The sequence below is a fragment of the Nocardioides sp. GXQ0305 genome, assembly GCF_050880345.1.
Taxonomy (GTDB): Bacteria; Actinomycetota; Actinomycetes; order Propionibacteriales; family Nocardioidaceae; genus Nocardioides.
Genome location: NZ_JBNYXG010000002.1, coordinates 567,887 through 580,021 on the forward strand (window position 1 = coordinate 567,887; position 12,135 = coordinate 580,021).

Annotated in this window: 10 protein-coding genes and 1 tRNA gene; 7 read left to right on the forward strand and 4 right to left on the reverse strand. The window is 72.5% G+C overall.

All coding sequences use genetic code 11. The annotated features are described in order from the left end of the window. Positions 1–25 precede the first annotated feature (25 nt). Complete coding sequence (locus tag ACQ1X7_RS07675) at positions 26–1,459, forward strand: alpha,alpha-trehalose-phosphate synthase (UDP-forming) (protein ID WP_432477578.1); 1,434 nt, start codon at positions 26–28, stop codon at positions 1,457–1,459. A 108-nt stretch (positions 1,460–1,567) separates the two neighbouring features. Here ACQ1X7_RS07675 and ACQ1X7_RS07680 read toward each other — a convergent pair whose 3' ends face one another. Continuing rightward, complete coding sequence (locus ACQ1X7_RS07680; RefSeq protein WP_432477579.1) at positions 1,568–3,127, reverse strand: glutamate synthase-related protein; 1,560 nt, start codon at positions 3,125–3,127, stop codon at positions 1,568–1,570. Positions 3,128–3,183: 56 nt separating this feature from the next. Here ACQ1X7_RS07680 and ACQ1X7_RS07685 point away from each other — a divergent pair, with 56 nt between their 5' ends. After that, on the forward strand, positions 3,184–4,383 hold the full coding sequence (locus ACQ1X7_RS07685; protein ID WP_432477580.1) for an alpha/beta fold hydrolase: 1,200 nt from the start codon (positions 3,184–3,186) through the stop codon (positions 4,381–4,383). Between the two features lie 2 nt (positions 4,384–4,385). Here the strand turns inward: ACQ1X7_RS07685 and ACQ1X7_RS07690 are convergent, their stop codons facing one another. Then, entirely contained in the window at positions 4,386–4,796 is a 411-nt protein-coding gene (locus ACQ1X7_RS07690; protein ID WP_432477581.1) for a hypothetical protein, read from the reverse strand. 146 nt (positions 4,797–4,942) lie between these two features. On the opposite strand from ACQ1X7_RS07690, the gene ACQ1X7_RS07695 reads away from it, so the two are divergent. From ACQ1X7_RS07695 to pdxY, 3 genes are read left to right on the forward strand one after another with little or no spacing between them, the layout of a single operon-like run. After that, positions 4,943–5,635 (forward strand): uracil-DNA glycosylase, encoded by a 693-nt coding sequence (locus ACQ1X7_RS07695; RefSeq protein ID WP_432477582.1) that lies wholly within the window; start codon positions 4,943–4,945, stop codon positions 5,633–5,635. 28 nt (positions 5,636–5,663) lie between these two features. After that, positions 5,664–6,437, forward strand: a complete 774-nt coding sequence (locus ACQ1X7_RS07700; RefSeq protein WP_432477583.1) for a dioxygenase family protein — start codon at positions 5,664–5,666, stop codon at positions 6,435–6,437. 45 nt (positions 6,438–6,482) lie between these two features. Next, positions 6,483–7,325, forward strand: a complete 843-nt coding sequence (pdxY, locus tag ACQ1X7_RS07705) for a pyridoxal kinase PdxY (RefSeq protein WP_432477584.1) — start codon at positions 6,483–6,485, stop codon at positions 7,323–7,325. Between the two features lie 74 nt (positions 7,326–7,399). Here pdxY and ACQ1X7_RS07710 read toward each other — a convergent pair. Continuing rightward, positions 7,400–7,472, reverse strand: a tRNA-Thr gene (locus ACQ1X7_RS07710). Between the two features lie 45 nt (positions 7,473–7,517). On the opposite strand from ACQ1X7_RS07710, the gene malQ reads away from it, so the two are divergent. Together malQ and ACQ1X7_RS07720 are read left to right on the forward strand one after the other, a co-directional pair. Then, positions 7,518–9,635 carry a 4-alpha-glucanotransferase gene (malQ, locus tag ACQ1X7_RS07715; RefSeq protein WP_432477585.1) on the forward strand — a complete coding sequence of 706 codons (2,118 nt, stop codon included), beginning with the start codon at positions 7,518–7,520 and terminating at the stop codon, positions 9,633–9,635. A gap of 107 nt (positions 9,636–9,742) precedes the next feature. After that, a complete protein-coding gene (locus ACQ1X7_RS07720; protein ID WP_432477586.1) occupies positions 9,743–10,972 on the forward strand; it encodes a DUF4032 domain-containing protein in 1,230 nt (409 codons plus the stop codon). Between the two features lie 6 nt (positions 10,973–10,978). Here the strand turns inward: ACQ1X7_RS07720 and ACQ1X7_RS07725 are convergent, their stop codons facing one another. After that, positions 10,979–12,133, reverse strand: coding sequence for an acyl-CoA dehydrogenase family protein (locus tag ACQ1X7_RS07725; protein WP_432477587.1), 1,155 nt, complete (start codon positions 12,131–12,133; stop codon positions 10,979–10,981). Between the last annotated feature and the right edge of the window lie 2 nt (positions 12,134–12,135).

A 12,135-nucleotide genomic window follows, 5' to 3' on the forward strand; every position in this document is an offset into this window, starting at 1 on the left:
AGCCGACTGGTCCTAGGGTGGTGTCGTGTCCCCCTCCGCACAGCTCGTGATCGTGGCCAACCGGCTGCCGGTCGACCGCGTCGACGAACCAGACGGCAGCAGGCGGTGGCGGCGTTCGCCCGGTGGCCTGGTCACCGCCCTCGACCCGGTGATGCGGGCCAACGACGGAGTCTGGATCGGCTGGGCCGGCGGGACCGAGACCGACCTGGAGCCCTTCGAGGACGACGGGCTGTCGCTGGTGCCCGTGCCGCTCTCCTCCGAGGAGATCGAGGGCTTCTACGAGGGCATGTCCAACGCGACGCTGTGGCCGATCTACCACGACGTGGTGGCCAAGCCGGAGTTCCACCGCGAGTGGTGGGACGCCTACGTCACCGTCAACCGCCGCTTCGCCGAGAAGGTCGTCAACGTGGCCGAGGAGGGCGCGACGGTCTGGGTCCACGACTACCAGCTGCAGCTGGTCCCGCAGATGCTGCGCGAGCTCCGGCCCGACCTGCGGATCGGGTTCTACCTGCACATCCCGTTCCCGCCCGCCGAGCTGTTCGCCCAGCTGCCGTGGCGGCGGCAGCTGCTGGAGGGCCTGCTCGGGGCCGACCTGGTGGGCTTCCAGATGAGCGGGGGCGCGGCCAACTTCGTCCGCCTGGTCCGGCAGCGGGTCGGCCACAAGACCCACCGCGACCTGGTCTACCTGCCCGACGGCCGCACCGTGCGTGCGGCGGCGTTCCCGATCTCGATCGACGCGGCCGGCTTCGAGGAGCTGGCCCGGAGCGAGGGCGTCGAGGAGCGGGCCACCGAGATCCGGGAGGCCCTCGGCGAGCCGCGCAAGGTGTTCCTCGGCATCGACCGGCTCGACTACACCAAAGGGATCATCGCCCGGCTTCGGGCGTTCAGCGAGCTGATCCAGGACGGCGAGCTCGACGTCGACGAGGCGGTGTTCGTGCAGGTCGCGACGCCGTCGCGGGAACGGGTCGAGCAGTACCGCATCCTCCGCGACGAGATCGACCGGCTGGTCGGACGGATCAACGGCGACCTCGGCAAGATCGGCCAGCCGGCCATCAGCTACCTGCACTCGTCCTACCCGCGCGAGGAGATGGCGGCGCTCTACCGCGCCGCCGACGTCATGGTGGTGACGCCCTACCGCGACGGGATGAACCTCGTCGCCAAGGAGTACGTCGCCTGCCGCTACGACGACGCCGGCGCGCTCGTCCTCTCCGAGTTCGCCGGCGCCTCCGACGAGCTGCGACAGGCGTGGCTGGTCAACCCCTACGACATCAACGGCATGAAGACCGCACTGCTCGACGCCTACCGGGCACCGGCGAAGGAGACGAGCCGCCGGATGCGGGCGATGCGCAAGACGGTCCTGCGGAAGGACGTGACCGCCTGGGCCCGGGCCTTCCTGAGCGGCCTCGCCGAGGTCCCTCCCGACCACGGCAAGCAGGTCAAGCCGCCGCGCGCCTCGTGACTACCAGAGGGGCCATCGGGCGCAGGGCGACCGGGCACCGGAGGTTCACGACCAGCCACCCCCGGAGGCTGAGGTGCGAGGCGGCCCGTTCGCGCTCCGGACGCGCACTCAGTCGTGGGTCTCGCCCACGCCGCTGACCTCCGGATCGGCGCCCATGATCGCGGTGATCTCCTCGGCGAGGTCGGGCCCGACCGCCCCCCAGCCGGGCCGGTAGCCGTAGACCTCGCGCAGCGACAGGCGGCTCCGCACGCCGTCCAGGCAGTCGACGTCGTCGGCCGTGACCAGGGCGGGGTGGACGACCCCGATCGCCTCGGAGACCTTGAGCAGGTCACGCCGCAGCGTCCGCACGTAGTTGGCCAGCCGCTCGCTCTTGAGGGTCGGGTCGAGCCCTCGCACGTAGCGGGGGTTCTGGGTGGCGACGCCCACCGGGCAGTGGTCGGTGTGGCACTTCTGCGCCTGGATGCAGCCGATCGACATCATGGCCTCACGTCCGACGGCGACCAGGTCGACGCCGAGCGCGAACGCCACGACGGCGTTCTCGGGGATGCCGAGCTTCCCGCCGCCGACGAAGGTCACCCGGTCGGCGATCCCGGCCTCGGCGAAGCGGCGGTAGACCTCGGCGAACCCGATCCGGAAGGGGTAGGCCACGGAGTCGGCGAAGATCATGGGCGCCGCGCCGGTGCCCCCCTCGCCGCCGTCGACGTTCACGAAGTCGACGCCCCGCTGCCCGCCGGCCATGTCGGCGACGAGGTGGTCCCAGAACTCGAGGTTGCCGACGGCCGACTTGATCCCGGTCGGGAGGCCGGTCTCGGTGGCGACCAGCTCCACGAAGTCGAGCATCGAGTCGACGTCGTGGAACGCGGTGTGCCGGCTCGGCGAGGCGCAGTCGACGCCCGGCGGGATGCCGCGGATCTCCGCGATCTCCTCGCTGACCTTGGCGCCGGGCAGCATCCCGCCGAGCCCGGGCTTGGCGCCCTGCGACAGCTTGATCTCGATGGCGCGGACCGGCGCCGACTCGACGGTCCTCCTGAGCCGCTCGAGGTCGAAGCGGCCCTCGGAGTCGCGGCACCCGAAGTACGCCGTCCCGATCTGGAACACCAGCTCCCCGCCGTTGCGGTGGTACGGCGAGATCGCGCCCTCGCCGGTGTTCTGCAGGCACCCCGCCTGCTCGGAGCCCCGGTTGAGCGCCTCGATCGCGTTGCGGGAGAGCGCTCCGAAGCTCATGCCGGAGACGTTGACGACCGACCGGGGACGGAACGCGCGGGCTCGGCCCCGCGGGCCGCCGAGCACCTTCGCCGACGGCAGCGCCACGCCCTCGCCGGCGTGCGGCGCGGTCGGGGCTCCCGGGCCGGTGAAGGTGCGGTGCTTGATGACCGGGTAGCCGGCGACGTTCTCGACGTCGTTGTCGGTGCCGAAGCCGAAGTAGTTGTTCTCGAGCTTGGAGCTGGCGTACACCCACCGACGCTGGTCGCGGCTGAAGGGGCGTTCCTCGTCGTTGGAGGTGACGATGTACTGGCGCAGCTCCGGACCGAACCGCTCGAGCTGGTAGCGCAGGTGCCCGATCAGCGGGAAGTTGCGCAGGATCGCGTGCTGCTTCTGGGTGAGGTCGTACGCCGTCATTGCCCCGAGTGCGCCCACGGTGAGGGCGCCGACCTTCCTCCAGTCCATGCGACCGGTTCTAGTCCTGATCCCCCGCCGTGTCGAGGAACGGGTAGTTTCGTGGCATGGATCTGGTGCCCAAGCCCGACCAGGTCGTGGCCGCCGCGAGCAACGTGGCCCACAAGGTGCTCTACGGAGGGCTGGCCGACCTGCGGCCGATGCCCCGGACCCTGATCGGCGAGGGGACCCTGCGCGAGGTCTACCACTACCGCCCCGCGGCCAAGGTGCGGGAGCAGGGCGACCCGGTTCTGTTGGTGACTCCGCTGGCCGCGCCGTCGCAGTGCTTCGACCTGCGGCGCGGGTGCTCGCTGGTGGAGCACTTCGTGGCCCAGGGCCGCCCGACCTACCTCGTCGAGTACGGCCAGGTCTCGTTCAAGGACCGCAACCTCGGCATGGAGCACTGGATCGACGAGGTGGTCCCGGCGGCGGTCCGCGAGGTCGCTGCCCACGCCGGTGACCGGAAGGTCCACGTCGTCGGCTGGTCGCTCGGCGGCATCTTCGCGCTGCTCACCGCCGCGGCCGACTCCGGCCTCCCGATCGGGTCGATCACCGTGCTCGGGTCGCCGTTCGACGTGAAGCAGGTGCCGCTCGTCGCCCCGCTCCGCCCGCTGCTGGCGCTGCCGGTGGTGGGTGCCCAGGGCCGCGGGGCGATCACCCGCGCCTACCAGGCGATGGGCGGGGCGCCGCAGCCGCTGGTGCGGTGGGCGTTCCAGCTCTCCTCGTTCCAGAAGCTGGTGACCAAGCCACTCGCGGTGGCCCAGAACCTCGACGACGCCGACTTCCTCGCCCAGCTCGAGGCCGTCGACCGGTTCACCGACAACATGATCGCCTACCCCGGCCGGACCTTCGGCCAGCTCTACCACCGCTTCCTCAAGGCCAACGCCCTCGTCGGCGGCAGCTTCGACCTGGGCGACCGGACGCTCCGGCTGGCCGACATCTCCGCGCCCGTCATGGTGTTCGGCGGCGCGACCGACGGGATCGCCCCGATCGCGGCGGTCAACGCGGTCGTGCCGCTGCTGACCGGGGCCGAGGAGGTGCGGTTCGAGGTCGTCCCGGGCGGTCACCTCGGCATGCTCACCGGTCGCGCCGCGCGCACGGCCACCTGGCCGCTGATGGACGAGTGGATCGACGAGTGGTCCGCCGGGGTCGACGCCGAGCCGGTCGCCCCGACCTCGCCCCCACGGCGTACGCCGTCGCGGGACTCGATCGGCACCAACCCGACGCGGCGCTACGGCTCGGCCGGGTCCCGCGCGCTCGGGCGCTGAGGTCAGTCCGCCAGTCCGCGGTCCTCGAGCCACCGGCGGGCGGCGGTCCTGGAGGCCCGGGCCAGCCACGCGTCGTACACGGTCTCCGCGAGCTCGTCGCGGCTGAGCCGGTCGAGGTGCGCGGCCCGCAGCAGCACCGACGGGTGGCCGTCGAAGTGGCTGGTGGTGAAGAACGGCGTCGACTCGTCGAGCACCAGCACCTGCTTGGCCTCGTCGGACTCCACCCAGAAGACGATGACGTCGTCGTACCGCTCGCCCGTCTCCGGGTCGACCGCGTCCGGACGCGGGTTGCGGAAGAACACGAAGCTGCGGCCCGAGACCTGGTAGACCGCCTGCCCGCCCGGCACCAGCTTCGCCCCGGGCATCGACAGCGCGAGCTCGTGGACGTCCGCGACCGTCGCGCGCCGGCTCATGGGGTCAGGGTAGGTGGGTGGGCCCGTCGGTTTCCCCGCTCAGCCGGGGAAACCTGCACCTGGTGGCCGAAGTTTCCTCCGCCAACCGTCGGTTTCCCCGCTCAGGCGGGGAAACCGACACGACGCCACCCGCTAGCGTCGCCCCCATGAGCGCGCTCGCGGGCCTGGTCGACCAGGGGCTGGTGGCACCGGACTGGGCCGAGGCGCTGGCCCCGGTCGACGAGCGGATCGAGGCGATGGGGCGGTTCCTGCGGGCGGAGATGGCGGCGGGCCGCTCCTACCTGCCGGCCGGGGACGCGATCCTGCGGGCGTTCCAGCGGCCGCTGGCCGAGGTGAAGGTGCTCGTCGTCGGCCAGGACCCCTACCCCACCCCCGGCCACCCGATCGGGCTCAGCTTCGCGGTCGCCCGCGACGTACGCCCGCTGCCGGGCAGCCTGCGCAACATCTACCAGGAGGTGCGCACCGACCTCGGCCTCGAGCCGCCGGACCACGGCGACCTGACGGCCTGGACCGAGCAGGGCGTGATGCTGCTCAACCGCGTGCTCACCGTCCGGCCGGGCGAGCCGGCCAGCCACCGCGGGCGTGGCTGGGAGGAGGTCACCTCCTGCGCCATCGACGCGCTCGCCGCCCGGGGCGGCCCGTGCGCGGCGATCCTGTGGGGCCGGGACGCGCAGTCCCTGAAGGGCCAGCTCGGCCCCATCCCGTGGGTGGCCTCGACGCACCCGTCGCCGCTGTCCGCCAGCCGGGGCTTCTTCGGGTCGCGCCCGTTCAGCCGCGTCGACCGGTTGCTCACCGAGCAGGGCGGCGCACCGGTGGCGTGGGGCCGCGGCTGGGAATAAAGTTGAACTCTCAACAATTGGTGAGGTCATGGACGAACGAATGCCGGCGCTCTACCTCGGCCACGGGGCGCCCCCGCTGCTCGACGACCCGGTCTGGTCCGGGCAGCTCGCCGCCTGGGCGGCCGACCTGCCGCGCCCGCAGGCGATCCTGATCGTCAGCGCCCACTGGGAGTCGGCCCCGGTGATGCTGTCGGCGAGTCACGCGCCGCTGGTCTACGACTTCGGCGGCTTCGCTCCCAGGTACTACCGGATGACCTACCAGACCCCCGACGCCTCGGCGCTGGCCCGTCGCGTCGCCGCGATGATGCCCGCGGCCGAGCCCGTCCACCAGCACCCCGGCCGCGGCCTCGACCACGGCGCCTGGGTGCCGCTGAAGATCATGTACCCCGACGCCGACATCCCCGTCCTGCAGATGTCACTGCCGACCCAGGACCCCACCCGGCTGCTCGCGCTGGGAGAGCGGCTCCGGCCGCTGCGCGACGAGGGCGTGCTGATCATCGGGTCCGGCTTCCTGACCCACGGTCTGCCGTTCCTGAGGGAGTTCCGGATCGACGCCGAGGCGCCCGGCTGGTCGGTCGACTTCGACGCCTGGGCCGGGGACGCGCTCGCGCGTGGCGACGTCGACGCGCTCGCGTCGTACGCCGACCGGGCGCCGGGCATGCCGTACGCCCACCCGACCGTCGAGCACTACACCCCGCTCTTCGTCACCCTCGGCGCCGCCACCGACAGCGAGGAACCCGGGGAGCAGGTCATCGACGGCTTCTGGATGGGGCTGTCCAAGCGGTCGTTGCAGGTCGCCTGAACCGCGCGTTTGTCTCCGCCGGTGACCGGCGGGAGGATCGGGTTCGTGCGCATCCTGTCGATCCAGTCCCACGTCGCCTACGGCCACGTCGGCAACTCCGCGGCCGTGTTCCCGCTGCAGCGGCTCGGCCACGAGGTGTGGCCGGTGCTGACCGTCAACTTCTCCAACCACACCGGGTACGGCGCCTGGCGCGGGCCGCTGATCGACCCCACCGACGTCACCGACGTGATCCAGGGCATCGAGGACCGCGGCGTGCTGCCGGGCTGTGACGCCGTGCTCTCGGGCTACCAGGGCAGCCCGGCCGTGGCGGACGTGGTGGTCGACGCGGTCAAGCGGGTCAAGGGCGCCAACCCCGCGGCGACGTACACCTGCGACCCCGTGATGGGGAACTCGACGTCCGGCTGCTTCGTCAACCCGGAGATCCCCCCGATCATCCGCGAGAAGGTGGTGCCGGTCGCCGACGTCCTGACGCCCAACCAGTTCGAGCTCGGCTTCCTCACCGGCACCGAGCCGTCGACGCTGGACGAGGTGCTCGCCAGCGCCGACCTCGCCCGGGCGATGGGGCCGCGCACGATCCTGGTCACCAGCGTCGAGACGGGCGCGGACACCATCGGGCTGATGGCGGTCGACGACGACGGCGCGTGGCTGGTCGAGACCCCCCTGCTCCCCCTCAAGGCCAACGGCTCCGGCGACATCACCGCCGCCCTCTTCACCGCCCACCTGCACACGACGGGCTCCGCCCAGCAGGCCGTCGAGCGCACGGTGAGCTCGGTCTTCGCGGTGCTGAAGGCGACCCTCGAGTCGGGCGAGCGCGAGCTGAGGCTGGTCGAGGCGCAGGACGCGATCGCCGAGCCTGGTGGGCGGTTCGTGGCCCGACAGGTCCGGTGACGACCGGGGCCGTCGTCGCGGCGTGTGCCTGAGCGTGCGCCGTGCCGCACGCTGGGGCACACGGCCGTTCTCGGAGCCGCGTGACGGGATCGAACCGTCGACATTCCGCTTACAAGGCGAACGCTCTACCAACTGAGCTAACGCGGCCAGGGCGCGGCACATGCTAGTCCGGCGGCCTCCTAGGGTGGAGCCGTGACCCACCTCGACGACTGGCCGGAGCTCGCCGAGCTGGCCGACCGCTACGGCGTCTCGCGGGAGTACTGGGACTGGCAGGGTCACCACGTCACCGTCCCGGTCGCCACCGTGCAGGCGGTCCTGGCAGCCCTGGACGTCGATGCGTCGACGGCGGAGTCGGTGCGCAGGGCGCTCGCCGAGCACGAGGTGGCCCCGTGGCGGAGGGTGGTGCCCCTGGTCACGGTCACCCGCGCGGGGAGCTCGACGGCCCTCCATGCCCACGCACCGCACGGCGACCCGGTCGAGGTCGAGGTCGAGACCGAGGACGGCGAGGTCGTGCGCGCGAGCCGCACGCACGACGTGGGCCCCGAGACCCGCGAGGTCGACGGGTCGTACGTCGACAGGCTCCGGTTCGACCTGCCCGACCTGCCGACGGGTTACCACACCGTGCGTGGCCGCACCGGCGACCGCGTCGAGGAGGGACTGCTCGTGGTGGCCCCGCAGCGGCTGGAGCTGCCCGACGCGCTCGCGCGGCAGGTGTGGGGCCTGATGACCCAGCTCTACTCGGTCCGCTCCCGCGACTCCTGGGGCACCGGCGACTTCGGTGACCTCGCGACGCTCGCCCGCTGGGGTGCCGACCTCGGCGCCGACTTCGTCCTGGTCAACCCGCTCCATGCCGCCGAGCCGGTGCCGCCGGTCGAGGACTCGCCCTACCTCCCGACGTCACGGCGCTTCCTGAACCCGATCTACGTCCGGGTCGCCGACGTGCCCGAGGTCGAGGCGCTCGACGACACCGACCGCGCCGAGATCGAGGCACTGGGGGCCGAGCTGGCCGCTGCGCCGTCCGACGAGCTGCTCGACCGGCAGCCGGCGTACGCCGCCCGGCTGGAGGCCCTCGGCCGGGTGCACCGGGCGCCACGCTCCCCCGAGCGCGAGCAGCAGCTGGCTGCGTTCCGGGAGCGCGAGGGCGAGGGGTTGCACCAGTTCGCGGTGTGGTGCGCCCTCGCCGAGCACCTGCACGGGAAGGAGTGGCCCGAGGAGCTGCGCGACCCCGGCTCCCCCGCAGTCGCCGCGCTCGCGGACGAGCTCGCCGACCGCGTCGACTTCTTCTCCTGGCTGCAGTGGGTCGCCGACGATCAGCTCGGCGCCGCCCAGGCCGCTGCCCTCGACGCGGGGATGGGGCTCGGCCTGGTCACCGACCTCGCCGTCGGCGTCCACCCGTCGGGGGCGGAGGTGTGGACGCTGGGCCGCGCCCTGGCGCGCGGGCTGTCCGTCGGTGCCCCGCCGGACGCCTTCAACCAGGTGGGCCAGGACTGGTCGCAGCCGCCCTGGCGGCCCGACGTGCTCGCCGAGCTGGGATTCGAGCCCTACCGCGCCGTGCTGCGGGCCGCGCTCCGCCACGCGGGTGGGTTGCGCCTCGACCACGTGATGGGGCTGTTCCGGCTGTGGTGCATCCCCCACGGCGCGAGCGCGGCCGAGGGCGCGTACCTGCGCTACGACCACGAGTCGATGGTGTCGATCCTGCTGCTCGAGGCAGAGCGCGCCGGGGCGTTCGTGGTCGGCGAGGACCTCGGCGTGGTCGAGCCCTTCGTGCGTGACCATCTCGCCGAGCGCGGGGTGCTCGGCACCTCGATCCTGTGGTTCGAGGTCGACGACGGACGACCCCGCCCGCCCGAGACCTGGCGCGAGCTGTGCCTCGCCACGGTCACCACCCACGACCTGCCACCGACGGCGGGATACCTGCTCGGCGAGCACGTCCAGCTCCGCGAGTCGCTCGGGCTGCTCACCCGGCCGGTCGCCGAGGAGCTGGCCGTGTCCGAGCGGGAGCGCGAGATCGTGCTCACGGAGCTGCGGGCCCGCGGCCTGCTGGCCGACGACGCCGGCGAGGAGGAGACGGTGGCGGCGCTGCACGCCATGCTCACCCTGTCCCCGAGCCGGCTGCTCGGCGTCGCCGTCACCGACCTGGTCGGCGAGCGGCGTACCCAGAACCAGCCGGGCACCCACCGCGAGTACCCCAACTGGCGGATCCCCCTCTGCGGTCCCGACGGAACCCCGCTGCTGCTGGAGGACCTGCCGGGGCTGGCGCGCGCCGAGCGCCTGGTCGCGACGCTCAGCCGGGGCCTCGCCGACGACTAGTGCTGGTTTCGTCGCGCGGTCGCGACCTCGCACGCTCTGTCGCGCGCCTGCTGCACCTCCCGCCACACGCCGCCCGCTCCTGCGTCGCGCTCGGCTAGTGTCGGGACATGGCCCTGCGCATCGTGGCCAGCCGACCGGACCCGGCGATCGTCTCCCTGCCCTGGGCGACTCCACTGGCGGACTGGGGCGACGACGTCGTCGTCCCGCTGCCGCGCGGGCTCTCCCGCCACGTGGTGCGCATCGTGCGCCTCGGCGACCGGGTGTACGCCGTCAAGGAGACCGTCGAGGACATCGCCTTCCGCGAGTACCGCATGCTGCGCGACCTGCAGCGGATGGGACTACCGGCCGTGACCCCGCAGGGGGTGGTCACGGGCCGGGTCAGCGCCGACGGCGAGGAGCTGCCGTCGGCCCTGCTGACCGAGCACCTGCGGTTCTCGCTGCCCTACCGCAGCCTGTTCTCCCACGGCCTCTCCGCGGACAGCCTGCCGTCGCTCGTCGACGCGCTGGTGGTGCTGCTGGTCCGACTCCACCTGGCGGGCTTCTACTGGGGCGACGTGTCGCTCTCCAACGTGCTGTTCCGCCGCAGCGCGGGCGGCTTCGCTGCCTACCTCGTCGACGCCGAGACCGGCGAGCTCAAGGATCACCTGTCCCAGAACCTGCGCGAGTACGACGTCACCGTCGGCTGCGAGAACGTCTACGCCGAGCTGCTCGACCTCCAGGCCGGTGGCCAGCTCGACACCGCGGTCGACGCGTTCGAGATCGTCGAGATGGTCCGCACCCGGTACCAGGCACTGTGGGACGACCTCACCTCCGAGGAGGAGTTCCCCTCGGCGGACATGTGGCGGATCGGTCGGCGGATCGAGCGGCTCAACGACCTCGGCTTCGACGTCGACGAGCTCGACATCGTCACCGACTTCGACGGCGACCGGGTCCGGATCCAGCCGAAGGTGGTCGAGCTCGGCCACCACAGCCGCGAGCTGCAGGGGCTCACCGGCATGTACGCCGAGGAGGCGCAGGCCCGGCGGATCCTCAACGACATCGCCGCGTACACCGCCCACTACGACCTCGGCCGCGAGGACCGCGCCCTGGTCGCGAACCGCTGGCTCACCCGGATCTACGAGCCGATCATGGCCATGGTCCCGCCGGAGGCGCGCGGCAAGCTGGAGCCGGCCGAGATCTTCCACGAGATCCTCGAGCACCGGTGGTACCTCTCCGAGGACGCCGGCGAGGAGGTCGGCATCTTCGACACGGCCCGCGACTACATCGACACCCAGCTCACCCGGCGTCCGGAGGAAGCGGTCGCCGCTCCGGGCGGCCCGGAGCCGGGTGCGCCCTGAGGCGGGTCAGCGGAGCAGGTCGCGCCCGATCACCATCCGCTGGATCTGGTTGGTGCCCTCGAAGATCTGGGTCACCTTGGCGTCCCGGAACAACCGCTCCACCGGGTAGTCCCGGGTGTAGCCGTTGCCGCCCAGCACCTGCACCGCATCGGTCGTCACCCGCATCGCGGTGTCGGTCGCGGTCAGCTTCGCGATGCTGGCCTGCCGGGAGAAGGGCAGGCCGGCGTCCTTGAGCCGGGCCGCGTGCAGGTAGGTCGCCCGGGCGCGCTCCACCTCGGCGCCCATCTCGGCGAGCAGGAACTGCAGCCCCTGGAACTCCCCGACGGGCTTGCCGAACTGCTCGCGCTCGCGGGCGTACGCCACGGCATGGGCGAGCGCGCCCTGGGCGATGCCGGTGGCGACCGCGGCGATGCCCAACCGGCCGGCGTCGAGCGCGGACAGGGCGACCCGCATGCCGTCGCCCTCGCCGGCGATCCGGTGCCCGGCGGGGACCCGCGCTCCCTCGAAGATCACCTGGGTGGTGACGTCGCAGGCCAGGCCCATCTTCTTCTCGGGGGCGCCGAACGACATGCCCTCGGTCCCGTCGGGGACGATGAACGCGGAGAGCCCGCGGCGAGGGTCGTCGCCGGTGCGGGCGAACAGGATGTAGTAGTCGGCGCACGAGCCGTTGCTGATCCACTGCTTGGTCCCGTGGACGACGTAGTCGCCGGAGCCCTCGTCGAGCCGGGCCCGGGCCTTGATGCCGCTCACGTCCGACCCCGCCTGGGGCTCCGACAGGCAGTAGGCACCCAGCCAGTCACCGCCCAGCATCCGGGGCAGCCACTCCCCCTGCTGCTCAGCGCTCGCGTTGGTGGCCACGACGTTCGCGGTCAGGCTGTGGACGCTGGTGCCCACCGCGACGCTCGGCCACACGGCAGCGAGCTCCTCGACCACCTGGAGGTAGACCTCGTAGGGCTGGCCGCCGCCACCGTGCTCCTCCTCGAAGGGCAGGCTCAGCAGCCCCGACTTGCCGAGCAGCCGGTAGGCCGCCTCGGGGAACTCCGACCGCTCCTCGGCCTCGTGCACCTGCGGGGCCAGCTCCTTGGTCGCGATCTCGCGGGTCAGCGCGAGGAGCGCCTCGGCCTCCTCGGTCGGCAGCAGGCGGGTCACGTCGGTGCTCACGT

What these genes read in the sequence shown, in the direction of transcription:
- ACQ1X7_RS07680 (WP_432477579.1), bottom strand. Translation starts at nt 3,127, where the DNA reads ATGGACTGGAGGAAGGTCGGCGCCCTCACCGTGGGCGCACTCGGGGCA.
- ACQ1X7_RS07685 (WP_432477580.1), top strand. Translation starts at nt 3,184, where the DNA reads ATGGATCTGGTGCCCAAGCCCGACCAGGTCGTGGCCGCCGCGAGCAAC.
- ACQ1X7_RS07690 (WP_432477581.1), bottom strand. Translation starts at nt 4,796, where the DNA reads ATGAGCCGGCGCGCGACGGTCGCGGACGTCCACGAGCTCGCGCTGTCG.
- ACQ1X7_RS07695 (WP_432477582.1), top strand. Translation starts at nt 4,943, where the DNA reads ATGAGCGCGCTCGCGGGCCTGGTCGACCAGGGGCTGGTGGCACCGGAC.
- ACQ1X7_RS07700 (WP_432477583.1), top strand. Translation starts at nt 5,664, where the DNA reads ATGGACGAACGAATGCCGGCGCTCTACCTCGGCCACGGGGCGCCCCCG.
- ACQ1X7_RS07720 (WP_432477586.1), top strand. Translation starts at nt 9,743, where the DNA reads ATGGCCCTGCGCATCGTGGCCAGCCGACCGGACCCGGCGATCGTCTCC.